The 20056-nt window shown below is 40.3% G+C and carries 22 protein-coding genes; 1 reads left to right on the plus strand and 21 read right to left on the minus strand.

The window, feature by feature from the left end:
* Nucleotides 1–382 precede the first annotated feature (382 nt).
* From arsC to A8990_RS16200, 16 genes are all read right to left on the minus strand, one after another.
* Nucleotides 383–808 (minus strand): arsenate reductase (thioredoxin), encoded by a 426-nt coding sequence (gene arsC, locus A8990_RS16120; RefSeq protein ID WP_181909608.1) that lies wholly within the window; start codon nucleotides 806–808, stop codon nucleotides 383–385.
* Nucleotides 808–2253: an arsenic transporter gene (locus A8990_RS16125; protein WP_116190069.1), complete on the minus strand. Its 1446-nt coding sequence runs from the start codon at nucleotides 2251–2253 to the stop codon at nucleotides 808–810. Before A8990_RS16125 ends, arsC begins: the two co-directional genes overlap by 1 nt.
* Before the next feature lie 18 nt (nucleotides 2254–2271).
* Entirely contained in the window at nucleotides 2272–2586 is a 315-nt protein-coding gene (locus A8990_RS16130) for an ArsR/SmtB family transcription factor (protein WP_116190070.1), read from the minus strand.
* Between the two features lie 12 nt (nucleotides 2587–2598).
* Nucleotides 2599–3030, minus strand: a complete 432-nt coding sequence (locus tag A8990_RS16135) for an arsenate reductase ArsC (RefSeq protein ID WP_116190071.1) — start codon at nucleotides 3028–3030, stop codon at nucleotides 2599–2601.
* Between the two features lie 137 nt (nucleotides 3031–3167).
* The gene (locus A8990_RS16140; protein WP_116190072.1) at nucleotides 3168–3656 is read right to left on the minus strand and encodes an arsinothricin resistance N-acetyltransferase ArsN1 family A; all 489 of its coding nucleotides are present in this window, start codon (nucleotides 3654–3656) and stop codon (nucleotides 3168–3170) included.
* Nucleotides 3647–4123 carry an ArsI/CadI family heavy metal resistance metalloenzyme gene (locus tag A8990_RS16145; protein WP_116190073.1) on the minus strand — a complete coding sequence of 159 codons (477 nt, stop codon included), beginning with the start codon at nucleotides 4121–4123 and terminating at the stop codon, nucleotides 3647–3649. Before A8990_RS16145 ends, A8990_RS16140 begins: the two co-directional genes overlap by 10 nt.
* Nucleotides 4124–4171: 48 nt before the next feature.
* Complete coding sequence (locus tag A8990_RS16150; RefSeq protein ID WP_245996056.1) at nucleotides 4172–4492, minus strand: ArsR/SmtB family transcription factor; 321 nt, start codon at nucleotides 4490–4492, stop codon at nucleotides 4172–4174.
* 38 nt (nucleotides 4493–4530) lie between these two features.
* Nucleotides 4531–4740, minus strand: coding sequence for a hypothetical protein (locus A8990_RS16155; protein WP_116190075.1), 210 nt, complete (start codon nucleotides 4738–4740; stop codon nucleotides 4531–4533).
* 549 nt (nucleotides 4741–5289) lie between these two features.
* A complete protein-coding gene (locus A8990_RS16160; RefSeq protein ID WP_116190076.1) occupies nucleotides 5290–5553 on the minus strand; it encodes a hypothetical protein in 264 nt (87 codons plus the stop codon).
* Nucleotides 5554–5655: 102 nt separating this feature from the next.
* Nucleotides 5656–7026 (minus strand): TniQ family protein, encoded by a 1371-nt coding sequence (locus A8990_RS16165; protein ID WP_181909609.1) that lies wholly within the window; start codon nucleotides 7024–7026, stop codon nucleotides 5656–5658.
* Between the two features lie 126 nt (nucleotides 7027–7152).
* Nucleotides 7153–8394 (minus strand): AAA family ATPase, encoded by a 1242-nt coding sequence (locus A8990_RS16170; RefSeq protein ID WP_116190078.1) that lies wholly within the window; start codon nucleotides 8392–8394, stop codon nucleotides 7153–7155.
* A 1-nt stretch (nucleotide 8395) separates the two neighbouring features.
* Nucleotides 8396–11116, minus strand: coding sequence for a Mu transposase C-terminal domain-containing protein (locus tag A8990_RS16175; protein ID WP_181909610.1), 2721 nt, complete (start codon nucleotides 11114–11116; stop codon nucleotides 8396–8398).
* An 83-nt stretch (nucleotides 11117–11199) separates the two neighbouring features.
* Entirely contained in the window at nucleotides 11200–11559 is a 360-nt protein-coding gene (locus A8990_RS16180; RefSeq protein WP_116190080.1) for a hypothetical protein, read from the minus strand.
* 2 nt (nucleotides 11560–11561) lie between these two features.
* Entirely contained in the window at nucleotides 11562–12884 is a 1323-nt protein-coding gene (locus tag A8990_RS16185; RefSeq protein ID WP_116190081.1) for a TniQ family protein, read from the minus strand.
* A gap of 575 nt (nucleotides 12885–13459) precedes the next feature.
* Complete coding sequence (locus tag A8990_RS16195; RefSeq protein WP_116190083.1) at nucleotides 13460–14878, minus strand: NAD(P)-binding domain-containing protein; 1419 nt, start codon at nucleotides 14876–14878, stop codon at nucleotides 13460–13462.
* A 56-nt stretch (nucleotides 14879–14934) separates the two neighbouring features.
* On the minus strand, nucleotides 14935–15282 hold the full coding sequence (locus A8990_RS16200) for an ArsR/SmtB family transcription factor (protein WP_116190084.1): 348 nt from the start codon (nucleotides 15280–15282) through the stop codon (nucleotides 14935–14937).
* Nucleotides 15283–15757: 475 nt separating this feature from the next.
* Between A8990_RS16200 and A8990_RS16210 the strand changes: the two genes are divergently transcribed.
* Nucleotides 15758–16210 (plus strand): arsenate reductase ArsC, encoded by a 453-nt coding sequence (locus A8990_RS16210; protein WP_181909612.1) that lies wholly within the window; start codon nucleotides 15758–15760, stop codon nucleotides 16208–16210.
* Nucleotides 16211–16249: 39 nt separating this feature from the next.
* Here the strand turns inward: A8990_RS16210 and A8990_RS16215 are convergent, their stop codons facing one another.
* From A8990_RS16215 to pstC, 5 genes are all read right to left on the minus strand, one after another.
* Nucleotides 16250–16558 (minus strand): ArsR/SmtB family transcription factor, encoded by a 309-nt coding sequence (locus A8990_RS16215; RefSeq protein WP_116190087.1) that lies wholly within the window; start codon nucleotides 16556–16558, stop codon nucleotides 16250–16252.
* A 101-nt stretch (nucleotides 16559–16659) separates the two neighbouring features.
* Nucleotides 16660–17364, minus strand: coding sequence for a winged helix-turn-helix domain-containing protein (locus A8990_RS16220; RefSeq protein ID WP_116190088.1), 705 nt, complete (start codon nucleotides 17362–17364; stop codon nucleotides 16660–16662).
* A gap of 35 nt (nucleotides 17365–17399) precedes the next feature.
* On the minus strand, nucleotides 17400–18158 hold the full coding sequence (gene pstB / locus A8990_RS16225) for a phosphate ABC transporter ATP-binding protein PstB (RefSeq protein ID WP_116190110.1): 759 nt from the start codon (nucleotides 18156–18158) through the stop codon (nucleotides 17400–17402).
* Between the two features lie 10 nt (nucleotides 18159–18168).
* Nucleotides 18169–19023, minus strand: coding sequence for a phosphate ABC transporter permease PstA (gene pstA, locus A8990_RS16230; protein WP_220376814.1), 855 nt, complete (start codon nucleotides 19021–19023; stop codon nucleotides 18169–18171).
* Complete coding sequence (gene pstC, locus A8990_RS16235) at nucleotides 19020–20018, minus strand: phosphate ABC transporter permease subunit PstC (RefSeq protein WP_116190090.1); 999 nt, start codon at nucleotides 20016–20018, stop codon at nucleotides 19020–19022. Before pstC ends, pstA begins: the two co-directional genes overlap by 4 nt.
* Nucleotides 20019–20056 lie beyond the last annotated feature (38 nt).

Here is a 20056-nt window from a genome sequence, read left to right on the forward strand (position 1 = left end):
TCGCCAGACTGCGCACTCGACTCTGCGAGCTCCGAGCGCTCGGTGTTCCGAAATGGACAATCTGATTATGGAAAATTCAAGGCTTGGCGCACGGGAAATGTCCCGAAAATCAAAAAATGCCCTTTCGACTTCCTATTGGAAGCGAAAGGGCTGAAGAGTATGCTTTCTCGTTATTTGGAGCTTTGTTAACCTTCTGGAACCGTCATATGCGGACCCGCATGTACGGTGGGGACGGAGCCTCCTCCTACTCGATTAATTCATCCATTAATAGCATCTGGAGAGCCGCCATCTGCGGCGGCTTAATATTAATTAAACATCATCTGCTCCACCCATGAAGATCGTGGTGTCATGAAAAGCATGATGTTTCTATTTTGATATCTACTTATTTGCCTTCTTTCGCAAACTGCTCAATGCGATTTTTAATCGAATCTCGGACTTCACTGAATTTGGCTGTGATTTCTTCTTCTGTACCTGTTGCCTTTGCTGGATCGTCAAAGCCCCAGTGCCATCTTTCCGCTTTGTCATTATGAACAACTGGGCAATTATCATTTGCGTGTCCACATAAAGTAATGATGTAATCCGCCTGCTTCAAAATTTCAGGATCAATGACATCCGATGTGTGATTCGAAATATCAATACCCACTTCATTCATGGTTTTTACAGCACGCGGGTTTAAGCCATGAGCTTCGAGTCCTGCACTTCTTACTTCGTACTTATCACCGCCGAGAGCTTTTAAAAATCCATCGGCAATTTGGCTTCTGCATGAGTTTCCTGTACATAGAAAGTAAACGAGCGGCTTGTTATTCATTATGGTCGATCTCCCTTGTCATGTATTTGTTTGATTTGTACCACTTCTTCTAGACGTTCTCTTTTAGAACCGAATATAGCTTTAACCAGCAGGGCACCAGCGATTGCAATTATCATGATCACAGCAATTAAAATCCAAACGTTAATGGTTGTCGAGTTAATTAGATGCAACCACAGATAAAGTCCGGTAAGTGTGATAAACAACGTTGGAACTGTCAGTACAATACCTGTTTTAAAATAATTGCCCCAAGTGATTTTTACGTCCTTACGCGATAGCACATGCAACCATAAAAGAGTTGCGAGTGAACCAATCGGTGTGATTTTCGGACCCAAATCGCTACCAATCACATTCGCATAAACCAATGATTCTCGGATAACACCCCCTGTCGCCGTTCCTTTAATGGCAAGGGCATCTATCATAACCGTCGGCATATTGTTCATGATCGAAGACAATATCGCTGCAAGGAAACCCATCCCCAGCGTGGAGATAAAGAGTCCTTTATCGGCCACTGCTTGAATGACATCTCCGAGCTCGTCAGTGAGTCCAACATTACGAAGCCCATATACTACGACATACATACCAATGGAGAAGATCACAACAGCCCATGGGGCACCTTTTACGAGCTTCCAAGTATGAATGGCTGGGCTGCGTCTTGCAGCCAGAATAAACCATACTGCAACTATGCCAGCAATGACCGAGACCGGTACATGGATAAATTGACTCACCAGATAGGCAACAAGAAGAACAGCTAGGATAATCCATGACAGCTGGAACATCTTCTTATCCTTGATGGCATCAGCAGGCTTTTTAAGTTGTTTCAAATCATAATTACCAGGGATGCTCTTACGGAAGAACAGGAACAAGACCAAAAGGCTTGCCAGTAGAGAAAACAAGTTCGGAATAATCATCCGGCTGGCATATTCGACAAACCCGATCCCAAAATAATCGGCGGACACAATGTTAACGAGGTTGCTGACCACTAATGGGAGCGAAGTCGTATCTGCAATAAATCCACTTGCCATGATGAACGGCAAAATCATTCGCTGGTCAAATTTAAGCGCACGTACCATTGCCAGAACAATCGGTGTCAATATAAGCGCGGCACCATCGTTTGCAAAAAACGCTGCCACAGCTGCGCCTAAGAGAACAACGTACACAAACATTAGCTTACCATTGCCTTTTGCCAAACGCGCCATATGCAAGGCAGCCCACTCAAAGAAACCAATCTCATCTAAAATAAGTGATATCAAAATGATGGCTACAAATGCAAGAGTCGCATTCCACACGATACCGGTTACTGTGCCGACATCTGTTAAATTCACGACTCCGAATATTAGAGCAAGAATGGCTCCACCGCTTGCTGACCAGCCGATATTAAGTCCTTTTGGCTGCCAAATTACAAACGTTAATGTAATTAAAAATATAAGAAACGCGACGATCGTCATATTAACCCCCTACCCAAATCACTCACAGCAGTCATTCTTTAAGTTGTCAATTTTCTCTTTCAAGGACGGGATATGATTCAAGATAGTTCCGATATATGTCTTGTCCTCGATATTCAGCGAGTAATAAATCCATTGCCCTTTCCGTGTTTCGTTTACGAGGCCGGCATCCTTTAGCTTTCGCAGATGCTGACTAACATTCGGTTGAGATGTCTCAAGAAACTCGACGAGATCGCATACGCAAAGCGCTCGTTCCTTCAGCATCGCAAGCATAGTAAGGCGAGTCTTGTCGCCAAGCAATTTGAATTGATCTGCCATCACTTGAATTTGATCCATTTGAAGCCTCCCTTACGCACCGATCACCCGCTGTTCTTCCAGCAGCTGTAGTACTTTCTCTTTTATTTCATCACGCACTGCTCGAAACTCATCAATACTTCCTTGTTCACCAGTCTTAGGCGTCGGATCGGTTATATCCCATTGAACGTTTAATATATCAAATGGAACGACAGGGCATTTCTCATTTGCTTTTTCGCAAAGTTTCACGACGATATTAGCACTTGTGAAATACTTCATATTGATTCGCTTGGGCTGATATGATGAAATGTCTATTCCGACTTCTTTCATGACCTCAATGGCCATAGGATGAATTTCGCTCTCCTCTAAACCCGCATTATCAACGATGACATGATCGCCCGCAAAGTGCCTAGTGAACGCTTCCGCCATTTGCGTACGACATCGGCTATAGATCGATAAATAATAAATGCGCAATGGCCTTCTCATATAATCACCTCATAAAGTGGAAATCATGTAATAATCATATAATGATTTACTTATATAATCAATTAATTATATGTTGAGGTTTTGTAAACGAAACCATACATAAAAAAGCCCGCCGGATTCCAGCGGGCGATATAGCCTTAAAGCAATTTCTCCATCGCCATAACATCAATATACTTTCCGTCCAATATGCCCTGATTTTGGAACACGCCTACTTCTCGATACCCGGATTTATGATATAATCCTTGCCCAAGCATATTATGAGGAAACGTAAAGAGAACGAATTTGTAGAACTTGTTTTCTCTTCCCGCCTCTTCAAGCTTCTGAAGCAACTGGCTTCCAACGCCTTTACCGCGCCAATCACGGTGAATGTAAATTGAGATATCGCCGACACCGTCGTAAGCGCATCTTGAACTGTATTGATTTATTGCTGACCACCCGATGACTTCTCCGGCGTATTCGGCAACTAAAACCTCAAAACGTCCTTGATGGTTCTCAAACCACTGACTCATGTATGATTCGTCTTTTGGCTTATCCTCTAATGTAGCAATTCTGTCTTCGATGCCTTGATTGTAAATGGCTAGAACACTTGCAAGATCAGAGGAAAGAGCCCTGCGAATCAGCAGCATTTGTTTTTAACCCGCATATCTGTAAGCTCTACTTTTTGAGGAGCAGGCGTAACACAACAAACATCTTGTTGAACGTTTGCGTGATCCTCAGCTGCTTCGAATTCACTATCCTCTTTGGTATAGAATACTTCCCACGGATTACCTTCGGGATCCGATACCCAAATTTTATCCTGAACCGCATAACAGCACGTAGTATTCATTTCATCGAACGAAACCAGACCCGCCTCTTGCAAACGTGCTTTTGTCGCTAGCACTTCTTTCGTGTTTTGTACTTGAAAGCCGAAATGATTTAAAACGCCACGATTGTCATATGGACGTACGTTCAATGAAAAATGTAATGCTGGATTATCAAGTTCGAACTTAGCGTAGTTTTCCTTGACTTTGGTCGGTTCTGCGTTAAAAAGCTTTTTGTAAAACTCGAGCGATTGTTCCAACTTCCTAACGTTAATGGCTACGTGCATTTTCATACGTAAACACTCCTTCATCAATTTTTTTTGATTATTTAAATAAAAAAATTAGCAACAGCCTGACGAATTGATATTGGGTCTAAAAATACAGCACAACTGCTCGGAAAGCAACGATCCAATTTCATCCGAATTGAGTTCGTAATAACTCCAGGTGCCTTTGGTCTCTTTTTTAATTATGTTGGCATCCAGTAAGATCTTGAGATGGTATGAGAGCTTGGATTGGGGCATATCGACGATTTCGGTTAGATCACAAACACATGTATTTCCACGTTGACAAAGCTCATACATAATTTGTAGACGCTTTTGGTCCGCCAACGCTTTAAATTTCTGTTCATATTCTTCAAATGACACAACCGAAGCTGTTGCAATGTTAACCGGGATTTCTTTCTTCACCTTGATCACCTACTTTATAAAGTAACGACGCAGCAACCACAGCACACCTCGTTTGCTGCTTCTGAAACGACAGCTTTCTTCCGAGTCCAACTTCCGGTGAGTTGCTGTATAATACCTATCTTGTTGATTGGTTCAATCCACATCCACGTTGTGCGTGACTTTTGGTCAAGTTCAATTTGATGTTGTTTAGCCAACTTTTCAAAAACATATGGATTCATGTACATTATAAACTACCTCCATATATTAATCAATTTTTCTTGATTTAATTCCTTGATTCAAATTTACCATGGTAATATCTGCAGGTCAAGTGTTAAATCAAAATTTATTGATCCAACGATGAAAAGCCTTGGGCTATGAGCACAGGTTTTTACTCATGCGATTTGTGGTTGTGTCACAAATGAGTGCTCGGCTTGGGAATTACATCACTATATTATTTAAGAAATGGCACACCTGCTTAATGGATCGTGAAATAATTGTCTTGGTCCATTTGGTTGTTATCCATTGGTTATCTTAACTTACATTGATTATCATCATAGAGTTCAACAACAAAAAAGTCCGTAATCACATCACGGACTTTTAACAATGCTTTATTCTGTTTAATACTATAATGTTGCTTAATAGTTTAATTAACTTTCTGTTATGAATCCAATCTGTTTATCCGCGGACTTCAAGTCCCTCAAGTTTCCGTCGACCCCAGGCGGAGACCGAGCGGCGTATCCCACTATGTGTTAGCCCCTAGTCTAGTCACATGGGCGATGCTAGGTAGGAGCACGCTAACAGGTTATTAAGCTGCTAAAGCGTAAGTTTGTTGTTGTTTGCCATTTAATTGGCTTTAGCGTTGCCGCGGCGGCAAACTTATGGTTCAAAGCAAAAACCACTATGATTTGAACCATAAGTTTGCCGCATTTTAAACCAAATCTTTGCCGAAAAACATATGCTTTGCTTTCTTTCTGCCCACGTTTTGCACCCGATTTAAACCAAGCATTTGCCGAAAAAAGTTTTTTAAACCAATCGCTTGCCGAAAAAAGTTTTTTCATTTGAATTGTATCTGCTAATAATAAAGGAGAAACAGAAAGGAGCCTCTCCGATTTCGGATTAGCCCCTTAGCATCATACCGTGAAATATAATTGTAGTGCCGATTATCTAGGTTGAATTCCAAACTCAATAAAGACTTCCTTTCTAAGTTCATTAAACTTAGAATTCATGAACAACCCCCTCTGGCCCAACCTGTCTTCCAACCTTCTTTTTGAGGGATAGTAACCTTCCTTATAACATTCAATAATCTCTTGTCTAACCTTCGATCTTAAGCTGATATTGTTTTCTACACTCTGTTTAGCTCTAAACTCCTTATGCCGCTCCCCAATTATTTTACACTCTACCGGAAAAAAACCACGTAATGATTCATTACTTTTATAACCAAGTTCCTTTGCGATATCTCCTAGTTTAGGCGGCGGATAATCATTCCTTGAAATAATTTTCTGAAGAAACTCACCTCTGGCAGCTATTGTTGTTTTTATTGTTGTATCGCGTTTGCCACCACGCACACTTTCAGGAGCTTGCTTAACATTCGAAATAACTAGTTTAGACATATCTGAGAATAATAGATGTTCGACTGATATACCGACGCAATATGATAAAAGTAATAATGATTCTAATGCAATACCATGTGCGCCTCTCATCCATTCAAATAGTGTACATCGGTTGTAACCCATAATATCTGCAAGCTGTTTTTTACTAATTTTGCTTTTCCTTAATTGTTGAAAGATTAATCCTATTTGTTCAACTATTCTTATACTGTCTAAGTTTTCATTAATAAATGTTTGATTACATAATAAAAAATCTAAGTTTTCTTGAACCCAATGCTGCCAATTAATATCCGTTGAGTTAATAGGAGTTGATTCTTCTCCTAACCATCGAAAGCAATTGTCGCAGTATCCTACTCTTGAAGAGGTATTTAGATACTTTAACTCTGTCTTGCAATGCAAACATTCGGTACATAAATAACAGTTATGTATTAAGCATGTCGTTACACAACTCAAACTCCAAATTAATTTCTCGTATATAGGATTCCCTAACTCCTCGGCTTCATAAAAACAAACTGGGCACCAACTTCTACTCGTTCTAATACTACTTTGCTTTAGTAAAATTGAAATCCCTATAAGTGTTAAATCATAAAACCCATTACCAAATGTTAAGTCATGCATAGCATTAATTACGCTGCGACCCAACAGTGTATTTTCATTAATCGAGAATGACCTATTTATAAGACGATAATACGTATTTACCTCTTTAGTCAGAGAGGCTTCTACATCATTAAGAATGTAAGGTAACAATTGAGATTTAATAAATGTACCGGTTGTAATGCTATGTTCCATTGCAGTCCGATTTATAAGGCTCGTTAAACTCTCAATAGCAAGTGTGTCTCTCCCAATCGCCTCAACAAGTATTATCTTACTCCTTAAAGGAATCTCCAGTGATGTAACGTCTAAAACCTCAAAACTTTTTCTCAAATTAGCAGCCTCCCAAACCATAAGGCCATTTCAATCTGATATTGCAAGCCATTATGTGCAGCGGATAGAACCTTCCGGTAGGAAAACAAGTGTATGGCATAACTTATCTAGCCGCTGCATGTAATTTCACCCTACCTCCTCGACACTCTTCGTTTCAACTTCTTCGCTCTTGCCACCCACTTTATCTCGTTTTGGATTACGAGTTCCTGGCCTTCTATTTTTACCACGTGGTTTATTAGTCTGTTTCTCGTTCTGTTTCTGCGGTTCTTCTTTCTTTATTTTCTCTTCTTCCGTATCTTCCACTGGTTTCCCATTGGCCATAAGCAAACTGTAGAGGAAATTTTTCTTTTCTTCGCTATCCTCAAGTTTCATTTCTCCTTCGCGCGCCTCACGGATTATTTTGATACACTGATCAAGTGATAATGAGTACTCTTGAAAATCATCAATTAGTAAACTCTTATTACCCTTTTGCAGCTTCATATCAAGGGTTTTGACCAGCCAATCCTTTAGAATACCGATGCAGCCAATTGACCTCTCATAAAAATAGTCCGCGTAATTAACAAGATCCGGCGTAACCTCTAAGGGCATATTTTTCTGAAACATAAAGAGAACATTTTCAAATTTCTCCATATCCCCTTTTTTCTCAATCTTATATCTTTCGAAGTGTACATCATCACTTCGCCTTGCTAATTGACCACTTAGATTTGTGAATTGTAGCAACTCATAAGTTCCAATCAGTAAAATTGGCGTTCTGGATAAAGAAGCTAACGATTTTATAGAATCCATCTGGCTCCTTAATTTCCTGCCACTAGCCATCTTCATCATATGCTGACCCTCATCAATGATTAGTGTAACAAGTCGTCGATTTCTAAGCGCCTTTTCTAATGCATTTCGTAATTTTCTATTTGGATCACTAAAATTTGATTCAAACTCAGCATTATTAAACAAATCATCATAGTCCACTTTATAATCTATTGCTATTTCCTTTAACTCTTCCAACAAGCGTATATAGAAATCCTTCCAATCAAAACTCCCTGTATCTGAAGATGGAGCCTCTAAAGCAGCAAACGGGATTCTCCCCTTATCTTTCTCAAGTACGGAAAACATTCTTTGAACAATGTCTCGCTGCAGTTTTTTAAAAATGGTGGTTTTACCCACACCACTAGGACCATATAAGAAATGAATGTTTTGGCTTGAGTTACTGAATATATTATCCAACGTCTTTTGATATGCTTCCATCAGCAATGGATGCCCTACTGTATAATTTTTGAAGTATGTTATTTTAGCCTCATTTGACTCTTCGAGAAGACTAACAGGAAAACTTTTTATTTCCTCACTGGTATCCTCAGATATCAATTTATCAGGCATTTTAAAACTCCCCAAAATTAGAGTATTTATTCATTTGTTTATGATCTGATTTTGTTGATTTATTTTTCGACTCTTCGACAGGGTTAGAATAAACAGTAAAAGTATCTCGTTTATTTGATTCCTTTTCTTTATTATTTCGAGCAGCTTGATTACTGCCTGCCTTACCACCATCAATAACTGTAAATGTACTTCTTACTTCACTATCTCGAAGCTGTTGTAACATTAAAACTTCTTGGGATTCAGCAGATCTTAAGAACTTAGCAACTTTGGAAGCTGTCACACTTACTTCTTCACCCCGTAGTCTCATTCTCCGCCTTAGCTCTTCAAATGCTTGCTGAACTTCTTTTTCAGATCGATCAACAAAAATAGCATAATGTTCGGAATTCATATATATCCAAGTGTTACGAATATACGCATATGCAACCCCCATGTTGAATGGGTCAAATCTTACGGGTATCTGTTTACCTGCAAACTCAGGATCAAGTAAGCTTTCGGACCAATAGAAGATATGATTAATTTTAATTCCGTTACTTGGATCTAACTTTGCGGTACCTTTTTTTGTGGTAGGGAAAGTAAGCATTATAAAAGTCTCATCGTAGGTTGTATAAGTTGATGTTCGTTTTCCCGAATTTGCAATTCCGGTCATGAACTCGTCTCTCGGAGTTCTTCCTAAAGCGGGATGTTCAATCGTATCGTATATCTCATATGCCCACGCTTTTAATAAGTCAAGAAACTTACCGAATGGCCAGATTGCATTATTCTTGGGATTCACCTCTGCTGTGACTTGTCGAACATTCTTCATTAGCTGCGTATTCCCGAGTAAGTTGTTTATGAACATTGTGTTTGTAGTGCCAAATAAACGCTCTATCACAGCACCGTGCTTGGGCTTTCCTTCTCGCAGCAGTTTCCCTCTCTTATAGAAAGCAAGCAGAGTTTCAAAGTATGTGCTGCTGAATTCCTTTCCACCATCTACCACAATAGTTTTTGGCAACCTAGAGTGTCTTCTTACACATTCTCTTAGCACCATCATATTGGATCGATATCCCGGTTCATCAAAAGTTAAATAAAGAGCAAGGATTCTACGGGTGAATGCATCCACTAGAAAAGTAACCCACGGATGCCCAAGGTTCTTTTTTGTTTTTGAACAGATCAGTTCTATATCTAGTCGCGTATGATCCAAATGACAAATTTCAAACGGATACTCACCATGCCTTGGAGTGGTGAGTTCCAATTCTAAATACCTTGGTGCTTCTTGATATGCTGCTTTTTTACCGGCCTTCTTAAGAGTTGCTTCGTAACCTGGGCGTTTATCGATTCGTGCTAAAAATGTTGTAAAACTAGGTCTAACCCATCCTTTGTCTTGGCACTCATCAATAAGCATTCGAAATACACTAGAAGCATTACGATTAATAATCGTTTCTAGATGCTCAGAAATATAAGTATCCATGAGTTCTACCACTTTTACCGGGAATCTTGACTTTTTATTTCCAGGAGTTCCGTTACGCAGTAAACCAATATAGCCATAACCATATAATTGTTCTGCCGCTTTATACTTTGAAACCCAGTCACGCAATGTTCGTTCCGAGACATTAATGTCATGAGGTGAACATCCCTGCAGTAAAGGTTCAATTTTACGATATCGCTCGTTTGCCATTGCTAAATCATTTTCGGAAGCACCTCTAAGTCTTTCCAATGCCTCAGAGTTCTTCTCAGAACCCGACCGTTCAACTCCTGTAATCTTTCCTTTTTCTATTAAAAATTGAAAACTATCGTGAGGTAACTCAACTTCTTTTTGACTATCTTGTGATAGCAGTGAGATTAGAGTTTCTCCCACATTTAGGATAACAAAAGCTCTACCATCCCATTGAATCAAACTGCCTAAAGATACATCCAAAATACTTTTTTGAAGTCCGCTGGTGCTTCGATCTGCATCTAAATATGAATAAGCAAGTGCCATCTCTTTATTGGGATATACTCGTGCTCTATCCGTTTCAGTGATTCGAGTCTTATACAAATCAAAATAAATTTGGTCACTTACGATCAACGTATAGATATCATCAGAAGTATAACCAACCTGTTCTTCCAAAAGTTCCTTTATACAAATCCCTGGATGATCCGTTACTTTGCGTAAAATAGCCTCATTAGCATTTTCATCGATTGTGAGATTCTCTGAATGCAAATAATCCTCAAGAAAGCGTATGTTGCTTAAGTAAACCCAATTAAGGTCCCTTGATGACCGGACTCTAAATCCCAACCCAAGTTTCTTGGCAGCCTCTTCGGCCGGTGGCATATACCACTCTCCATCATCCGTACGTTTGAAGAGGTATGGTTTCTCTTCAGATAATTTAATCAATTCCTCTTCTGTCTTCCATTCTTCATATCCGATAAAATCTTCACTAATTTCAAAAAAGTCAGGATGGTACATTCGTCCGCTATTTTTCCCGTTTATCTGATAATTTATAGTAAACGGAGGAGGCTGATCGTAATACTCATATACATTTTTATCATGTTCTTTTTCATAGATCCCCGCTAACTCTACACGATGACTCTCGAATTGAATGGTCACTCTCATCTTCTTGCTTGGGTAAAAACCAGGCGTGTTCCCTCTTCCGCTTCTAACTCTTCTTGACGGTTCCGAAGAACGGATGTTTTCAACCACCTTGCGTGTTTCAGAAGTAATTCCCTTTCTGATGAATAGGTTGACTAGATTAGCCGGAAACATCGAATTTCCCCTTTCTTTGCAGCCGACATTCGCCATTAGTATAACAAACATCATCAGACATAAATACTAAATATTCAGAAATTTTAGACAAAATTACCTATGTTCTTTTCCTTCTCTTCCAGTTTCCATTCTAGTGTCTTTACATACTCAACGATTCTTTCCAGCGTTTCGACTCGTATCCCTGGGTATCGATGAGCCATCTTCAGTATCTGTTCAATGGCCTCAGCATTTATTGCACCAACTGGAACTTCACGTCTCTTTTGGTACTTCAACATTAACTTATGGCAAGCTTCCCATATCTCCAACGTTTTATATAAGTAAGCAAGCCGAATGAAGTGGTCATATTCGCTCATGTAGGGAAATTCATGACTAAGTTCATTTCGCTTGATCCGATGCTGCTGCACTCTAATTATTTCTTCTACCTCTTTGATCATTTCATTCATGGCTAGCCTCCTGCTCTCAAATTCTTATAGTGATCCTTTATCTCACGTTCTCTGAAAACACAAGGTCTCCCTAAGCGACCCTCTAGTCGCCTCTTTGTGGGTCTTTCAAAACGAGTAACCTCATTAAACGCATCATCAATCTCATACCGGAGCCTATCGATTCGCTCCTCTTTCTGCTTGTTCAAAAACCGCTGCCGCTTTATTGATTGAGCCTTACATAGTGCAGGGAAGTGATTATATAGGGTTTTCTTGTTACAACTAAGTGCATCCGCCATGGCCTGAACATGCATATGACCATTCGTATTATCAGCAACAATACTTTTAGCCATCTGTTTGACCACATATAATGGGCGAGTTGTTAGCTTGAGGTTGGTTTTCTTCTTCCGCTTCTTAAAAATAACCGGTAAATGCTCACCATTCGGGAGCCCTTGATAAAAGTCAACAATATCGATTCCGAATTTATTGCATATTCGAATGACCTCAATAAGCGACGGTAGGTTTCTTCCGTTAGTCCATGTCCAAAATGTTGTTTTGGGAACATCTAGTCTCCTGGCTAGCTCTGTTGAATTGGTATCATTGCTCACAATAATTCTCGAAAGCGACGAAGCAATGCCGCTTCTTTTTAGGGGCACTTTATTTTCCAAGAGACGCTTAATCATAGCTGCTCTCATCTTGGCCTCATAATCATTTTCTGCACTTAAGCCACTGTGTCTTCCCAGCCAAGCCTTACAATGGGGACAATGTCCCGGAATGCTTCGACGATCTAACACTAGGCTCGTCTTATTACACTCTGGGCAGCGATCCATTAATACGCGATTATGCTCATTACAGATACTTACCACCCCGATCTGCCAAATAAGAGGTTCAAACACGATACCTGTCTGTGATTGCTTCATTTCACGATAACAATCACCGCACCATGTCTTATGCCTTTTGAGCAAGCCACGTTGAGGGATAATCATTCTAAAGCGATGCAATGTAAAATCAGTAAACTCCGCAACCCCTGTCAAGTTACTCATCATGGTTGAAAATTGCTCCGCTGCACGCGCATTGCCGTTAATCATGTGAGCAGCGTCAAAGAAACCATTCCCACCTCTTTTAACAATTTCGTTTAAATAATGTTTGTCCAGATATGAACTGAACACGTCTGTAAACAACCGCCCAGTTGTCGTACAATGCTCAGCCGCCAATCTTGCAATATAACCGGAGAGACTTTCCACATAACAAGTCCCGCGACCGATAGGAGCGAGTGAGTATAACCGTGTTGTAGTGTGATGAAGTGAAGGTAACTCTTCATACCAGCTTTGGAAATTACGATATGTCATCACCGTTGGACATTTCCTTTTGAAGTGATTATTAATCCTGCTTGGATATATCCCCTCCTGGCTTCTTTTATACAATCAAGTGCATGATAGTATTCAGTTAAACGGCCCCCTTCAAAAAGTCTGAATTCAATCTCTCGGCAAATATCAACGGGCTCTGTATTGTTATCTAAATAAATAACTGAAGTATCCTCCTCCAGAAATAGAATAGGTACCTCGTTTCCAATGTGCTTTGGAGAACTAAACCATTGTTCGCTTATGGCCCTTTGACATGAGTACATTCGAGAATCATATACAATTCCGCATGAAGTAACAGAAGCTAACCCTGTGAAATACATCATTCCCCTCACTCCTCAAATTTATTTTGTATTCGATATTTATATAATAATTTATTTCTATTTAAATATTAATGGTGTCCTTTTGGTGCTGGAGTCATTTAATATCTACATATGGATTTCTTTCTTTTAAGCCCATTAAGTAAGACTGCATTATTAGGCACGCAAAAAGGCAGAGCTATAATCAAGCTCTGCCTTTTTCAACAACGATATATCGCTATCTATCTGACCATACAACATTAGTTAACCGCAGCAGGAAGAGGATGTTTTTGCATCAGGAGCCGGACCACAGCAGCTCCTGCCCGCATCATCATTTATCACATTAACATTTTGCTTACCAAAGTACGTAGTGCTGCATACACCGGTCTCAGGCAGCTCCAATTCCACTTTCTCTGCTGCTTCGCAGTCGCCTGTGAGAGCTGCAACAATGGATCTGACTTGCTCATAGCCAGTAGCCATTAGAAACGTTGGTGCACGTCCGTAACTCTTAGATCCTACAATATAGAAGTTAGGATCTGGCTGACGCAGTTCCCTTTCCCCGTGAGGTCTTACCGTTCCACAACTGTGAAAGTTCGGATCGATAAGCGGTGCCAATTCACGCACGCTTTCAATTGCACTATCGATATCTGTTCGAACCTCTCGGAGAAAACCTAAATCCGGACGAGATCCCGTATTGCTAATGACCTCATCGATCGAGTCAATCTGTATAAATTCTCCGTTACTTTGACCGATTACAACGATTTTTTCATCGGAAAGCCCAAACTTTTCAATCAAGAAAGACGAATATACTGTAACATCGCCTGAGTCGACTAATTTCTTCAGACGAGTACCCAGTGCCCCTCGCGCAGGAAGACCATCATTGCCCTGTCCACCATAGACTTCATTGACATTAGATTTTCTAATCACCCAATACAAGGTCGTTTGTGGCTCTTGTTCCTTCAGTTTGGCCAGATCTAACAAGGCATTTATCGCTGAATGGCCGCTACCAACCACCAATACACTTTTGCCCGCGTAACGATCCCGATCCTTGCCAGTTATATCTGGAATCCCATAAGTTACTTTGTTTCGAATCGCAAGCTCACTATCCGTCCAAACGCCCTCGGATACAGCAGGGTTAGGTGAGGACCAAGTACCTGATGCATCAATGACAGCTTTAGCTTCGTAGACTTTATTCTCTCCGTTCTCTAGAACATGCAAAACAAATGGCATCTTTTCGCGATTCGCTGTTTTTATCTTGCTAATACCTTTACGGCTAACTGAAGTCACTGTGGTATTGAAGCGGATGTTCGGTTTTATCTCAGGCAACTCAGCTAAAGGAGCAAGATACTCCTCAATGATTTGACCTCCCGTTGGTAATCCATCCTTATCTGGAGAAGACCACCCGCTTGCTTCAAGAAGCTGTCTGGCTGCTTTATCAATGTTGTACTGCCAAGGGGAAAAGACTCGTACATGACTCCACGATTTCATGTTACCGGCAACTTGAGCAGCTGCTTCAAAGAGAATAAAGGACTCTCCTTTGGTAACCAGATGAGCAGCTGCAGCTAAACCTACAGGTCCTCCTCCGATAATGGCAACAGGCAATTTTTCTTGGTCATTCAACGAAACCTTAGTCAATTTAACCGGTAATTCTACGGGAATTGAAGCTCCACAGCATTTACTCATTTCAAATACCTCCATTGTTATATCAATTTATTTTGATTAATTAGTTAGAAAAAAAATCAGCAACAATCGCCTGATTTTTTATCGCCATTACGAAAAATGCAGCAAAGTTCTTGTGAAAGAAGACCATTCATCTCGTCTGTATTCAATTCGTAATAACTCCATGTGCCTCTTGTTTCTCGCCGAATCAAACCAGCATCTAATAAAATCTTTAAATGGTAGGATAACTTGGACTGTTGCATGTCAACAATCTCAACAAGATCACATACACAGGTATTTCCTCGTTGTGTTAGCTCATAAATAATCTGAAGCCGTTTCTGATCAGCAAGTGCTTTGAACTTTGCTTCGTAATTAGAAAAATCAACAGATATCCTGCGATTATCGACTACTGGGATTTCCTTAATCATTTAATGACCTCCAAACCGACTATGAATGCATAATGACAGCTGTAAGTATGAAGTTCTATATTTTCTTATTTAGAAATGGGTCTCTCATGTTGTAATTGGCCGAGTGTAACTCATTTAAGAATTCCCGAAGCCGTTCAATATTGTCCAAACCAACGATTTGAATACTTCCAGTCGCGTTTTGGATTGTAATGGTTTTTCTTCCCCCTAGATTAAGGAGTTCAACTTGATCAATTGTCGATTGCATTATTGTCATTGGGATATACCGCCTCTTGTTAAATCAAAAATCTTTGATGAATCAATGGTATCATGACAGAAAAGGGAAATCAAGACTAAATCAAAAAAAGTTGATTTACAATACCCGCCTGTCCCAGTTAATTTTTTAAAAACAAATCAACATATCTTTATATAAGTTAATACTAATATAACAATTCAATTATATACTAAATTTATCAAATATGTGAGGATGGTGTGTTCATTGGATAACACTCAACGTCAGCTGCGCATTTATTTCTTATGCGGTCAAAACCGTTGCCGCAGTCAAATCGCTGAAGTTTTTGTCAAAGCACTAGGAAGAGACGATATCATTGTTAGAAGCGCTGGGCTGGATCCGAGTACTCTTCATCCACTTACCGCCCAGGCCATGCAAGAACTAGGGATTGATATTTCCGAAAACCAATCCAAAAAAATAGACATGAAATTCTTCATGTCAGCAACGGTTATTATTAAGTTATGTGATGAGATACAAGAGCGCTGCCCTATTGTTCCATTTGGCATTCGCAATGAGCACTGGAATATTAAAGATCCACTGGCAGGCGGCAACGCATCAATTGATCAGGTTCGCGAAGCAAGAGATGAAATTCAGGAAAAAGTCATTAAGCTGCTGCAAAAATATAATGCGCTCGCCGATAAAAGTCTGACAATAAACTAAATATAAAGGCCAAGAACGTATCGTTCTTGGCCTTTATATTTAACACGAAGAGGTATCGTGTTTTGCTATCAAATTTATATCTGGCAGGAATTTGAGCGCATCATGAATGTATGCTTTCCCTTCCATATGAAGAGAGTAGTACACCCATTGTCCCCTTCTCTCCTCTTTCACAATCCCTGCTGCCTTCAGCTTTCTCAAATGCTGACTCGTGCTTGACTGTGAAACATCTAATTGCTCAACAATATCACAGACACACATTTCTTTTACTCTCAATAACGCCAGTATATTCAATCTGGTCTTATCTCCGAGTAACTTGAAGTCCTCCGCCATCATGCTTAACGAATCCAAGTAATTCTCTCCCTTATAAAATTCGACGATTAAGATGGTAATCCAACTATCCTTATCATATTTTCGATTTGTAAAGAGAGTATTAACTCAATGCTATATTATTATATGGTAATTTGCATCCGGTAACCTTCATTGATTTCCGTGTGAATTTCAATACGATCTCTACAGCAGCGTAGCTTTTGACGAAGCTTATTGATACATTGGGTTAATGATGTTCGTTGATTTGAAATTCGTTCGGACAGAATATCGAGTAACGCTTGTGTAGTTACCATATGCCCATTTTCTTCAAGTAACGTTACAAAAACCTGATACTCTCTCCAAGTTAAGTGTAGTCTTTGGCTCGAACATTCAATTTCCATGCCTGTAGGATATAATTCTATTCCATGAAGACGAAATGCAAGATGGGTTTGTGATACTTGCAGTTCGTTTTTGGCAGCATTATTTTGATGTATCACACTCTGAATGGCGTGAAGCAACTGGTCGAACTCAAAAGGCTTTTCTAAGTAACTTACCCCGGGAATAGTTAGTTCATCCAGGTTAATCTTCAGAGAACTTTCATGGATTATAATGATTGGAAAAGTGATTGCATCTAGGCGAATTTCCGATAATCGGGATAAATCAGCAATAAGGACATCCAATGTTAAATCAGAACTAAGAAATTTTTGGTCTCCTGGAAAGACTCTGACCGAATAATGCTTTCTTTTCAAGCCATATTCGATCATGTTTGTTAAAGTGGAATCCGACACTAGAATACCAATTCGTTTTGGAACAAAATCAATCCACGAACTATCTTGGTCAGTGTGCAAATCTAATGCCGCCTCCTTCAATTTTGTTTTACGGTTTACCCGAATCGACCGGATATATAATCGTTAGTTCTTTTATCAGATGGCGAAATAAACATGTCCTTGGTATTATCATATTCGATTAGATCGCCGCTTAGAAAGAAAGCTGTACGATCTGAAATCCTTGCTGCTTGGTGCAAATTATGAGTAACAATTACAATCGTGACCTGATGTTTTAATTTGATAGCCAAATCTTCAATATGACCTGTTGAAACCGGATCCAGTGCGGAAGCAGGCTCATCCATAAGTAATATTTCAGGTTTAACGGCGAGAGCTCGTGCAATACATAACCGTTGCTGTTGTCCACCGGACAAACTTACCCCTGGGTGCTGGAGACGATCTTTTACTTCATTCCATAAGCCGGCCATTTGTAGACTTTCCTCGACAGCATCATTAAGCTCTGAAGTTCGACGAATACCATGTAATCTTAAACCCGCAGCTACGTTTTCAAAAATAGACATTGTAGGAAATGGATTTGGCTTTTGAAAAACCATTCCAATTCGGCTTCGTAATTCCACAGGGTCGATGCTCTGGGCATAGATATCCTGGTCTTCAAACCAAACCTTCCCTTCAACCCTGGTGCCCTCATTTACTTCATGCATGCGATTTAAACATCGGATGAATGTGGATTTGCCACATCCAGATGGTCCTATGATTGCTGTAATTGCGTTTTTCTCAATATCCATCGTAATGCCCTTAAGGATTTGATTCATTCCATACCAGGCCTTCAAATTTTCTGTTCTCATTCTTTGAGCCATTACGTTCACCTCAGTCCACATTTTTGAGTCTGCTGCGCGTCAAAGACCGTGCTGCAATGTTAATTAGCAGGACGAGCATGATTAGGACAAATGCAGCTCCCCAGGCTTTCTGTATCCAGTCATCAAATGGAGATTTTGCATATTCAAAAATCTGAGCCGGCAAAGATGCGATGGGCTCTGAGATCGATGTATTCCAAAAATGATTTCCGAATGCAGTAAGCAGAAGTGGTGCCGTCTCACCAGCAACACGAGCAATACCAAGCATAATACCAGTCACAATACCTTTGATTGAATAGGGAAGGACAATATGCAGAATGGTTCTCCATTTCGAAATGCCGAGGGCATAGGAACCCTCTCTCATGGAATTCGGTGTAAGTCTTAAAATCTCCTCAGTCGAACGGGTGACGATGGGAATCATAATGATAGCCAATGCTAAACCACCTGACCAAGCTGAGAAATGCCCGATTGGCTTTACAAATGCCAGATATGCAAAAATGCCAATAACAACGGAAGGAATACCGAGTAGCACATCTATTACAAAGCGAATCGTCGATGAGTACATGCCCTTTGGCATATATTCATTGAGATATATGGCTGCCATAATCCCAACGGGAAGCCCCACGCATGAAGCAATTAAGATCAATACGAATGTCCCGACAATGGAATTGCCTATGCCTCCACCGGTTTCCCCCACAGCTGCTGGAAGTTTAGTGAAGAAATCAAGGTTAATCGCCGGCGCACCTTTATAGATGATATAACTCAAAATGCTTATCAGCGGGATAAGTGCTAATGACGTTAATAAGACGACAATAACGAGCATTACAACATTCATCCTTCTTCTTCTGCTTGATCGTTTTGGATTCACCCTTTTACCCCTCCCTTGGATCCCTTGGCTACTGTCCAAATAAGGAAGCGAGCTCCTGCGTTTAATACAAAAGTAACTAGAAACAGCAACAATCCAATTTCAATCAATGAAGAAAGGTAAATATCATCGGTTGCCTCAGTAAATTCATTTGCTATTACAGCTGCCATTGAGTGCCCTGGAGCGAACAATGAAGCTTTTATCTCTGCGCGGTTTCCAATAACCATCGTGACAGCCATGGTTTCGCCCAATGCTCGACCGAGTCCAAGAATACAAGCCCCTAAGATGCCCGGTCTTGCAAATGGTAAAATGATTTTCCAAATGACTTCCCACTTTGTTGCTCCTAAAGCAAGGTACCCTTCCTTCTGCAAGGTCGGAACAACGCGAATCACATCACGAGCTAACGCCGTAATAATCGGAATGATCATAATGGCCAGCAATATGCCCGCAGTGAGCATGCCAAGTCCAATTGGTGCTCCAGAAAACAAGGGAAATCCACCAAGGTATTTAGATATCGGCTTTTGAAGCCAATCCCGGATAAACGGAACCATAACAAACAATCCCCAAAGTCCATACAATATACTTGGGATAGCTGCAAGAAGTTCGATCATGAAGGCAACTGGCTGCTTTAACCACTTCGGAGCCATCTCATTTAAGAATAATGCAATCCCTATGCTGATTGGGGCTGCAATAATAATCGCAATCAGAGACGAGACGATTGTTCCATATATGAAAGGGAGAGCACCAAATTCACCTTTCACAGGGTTCCAATCCTGACTAAAGATAAACCCTAGTCCAAACTTGGATATCGATTGCTTTGACTCGTTTGTGAGCTCTAGAATAATCCAGACAAACATGATTAGAATGATGCAACCAAAGCTGAAAGTTAACCACTTAAAACCATGATCCATCCAGCGAAAGCGCCTTTTTTGGTAAATCTTCTGCTGCAAGGAGGCATTCTGCTGAACTTCAGTTTGAAGCTGAGCATGGCTGTTCATAAATTCAGTTCCCCTTCCCAGTGGATAATAGCTGATAA

Origin of the sequence: Paenibacillus taihuensis (genome assembly GCF_003386535.1) — a bacterium.
GTDB classification, from domain to species: Bacteria; Bacillota; Bacilli; order Paenibacillales; family Paenibacillaceae; genus Paenibacillus_Z; species Paenibacillus_Z taihuensis.

Bases quoted from the DNA above. Each gene is read 5' to 3' on its own strand.
- arsC (WP_181909608.1), bottom strand. From the start codon at position 808: ATGAATAACAAGCCGCTCGTTTACTTTCTATGTACAGGAAACTCATGC.
- A8990_RS16125 (WP_116190069.1), bottom strand. From the start codon at position 2,253: ATGACGATCGTCGCGTTTCTTATATTTTTAATTACATTAACGTTTGTA.
- A8990_RS16130 (WP_116190070.1), bottom strand. From the start codon at position 2,586: ATGGATCAAATTCAAGTGATGGCAGATCAATTCAAATTGCTTGGCGAC.
- A8990_RS16135 (WP_116190071.1), bottom strand. From the start codon at position 3,030: ATGAGAAGGCCATTGCGCATTTATTATTTATCGATCTATAGCCGATGT.
- A8990_RS16140 (WP_116190072.1), bottom strand. From the start codon at position 3,656: ATGCTGCTGATTCGCAGGGCTCTTTCCTCTGATCTTGCAAGTGTTCTA.
- A8990_RS16145 (WP_116190073.1), bottom strand. From the start codon at position 4,123: ATGAAAATGCACGTAGCCATTAACGTTAGGAAGTTGGAACAATCGCTC.
- A8990_RS16155 (WP_116190075.1), bottom strand. From the start codon at position 4,740: ATGTACATGAATCCATATGTTTTTGAAAAGTTGGCTAAACAACATCAA.
- A8990_RS16160 (WP_116190076.1), bottom strand. From the start codon at position 5,553: ATGAAAAAACTTTTTTCGGCAAGCGATTGGTTTAAAAAACTTTTTTCG.
- A8990_RS16170 (WP_116190078.1), bottom strand. From the start codon at position 8,394: ATGCCTGATAAATTGATATCTGAGGATACCAGTGAGGAAATAAAAAGT.
- A8990_RS16175 (WP_181909610.1), bottom strand. From the start codon at position 11,116: ATGTTTCCGGCTAATCTAGTCAACCTATTCATCAGAAAGGGAATTACT.
- A8990_RS16180 (WP_116190080.1), bottom strand. From the start codon at position 11,559: ATGAATGAAATGATCAAAGAGGTAGAAGAAATAATTAGAGTGCAGCAG.
- A8990_RS16185 (WP_116190081.1), bottom strand. From the start codon at position 12,884: ATGACATATCGTAATTTCCAAAGCTGGTATGAAGAGTTACCTTCACTT.
- A8990_RS16195 (WP_116190083.1), bottom strand. From the start codon at position 14,878: ATGAGTAAATGCTGTGGAGCTTCAATTCCCGTAGAATTACCGGTTAAA.
- A8990_RS16200 (WP_116190084.1), bottom strand. From the start codon at position 15,282: ATGATTAAGGAAATCCCAGTAGTCGATAATCGCAGGATATCTGTTGAT.
- pstB (WP_116190110.1), bottom strand. From the start codon at position 18,158: ATGGCTCAAAGAATGAGAACAGAAAATTTGAAGGCCTGGTATGGAATG.
- pstC (WP_116190090.1), bottom strand. From the start codon at position 20,018: ATGAACAGCCATGCTCAGCTTCAAACTGAAGTTCAGCAGAATGCCTCC.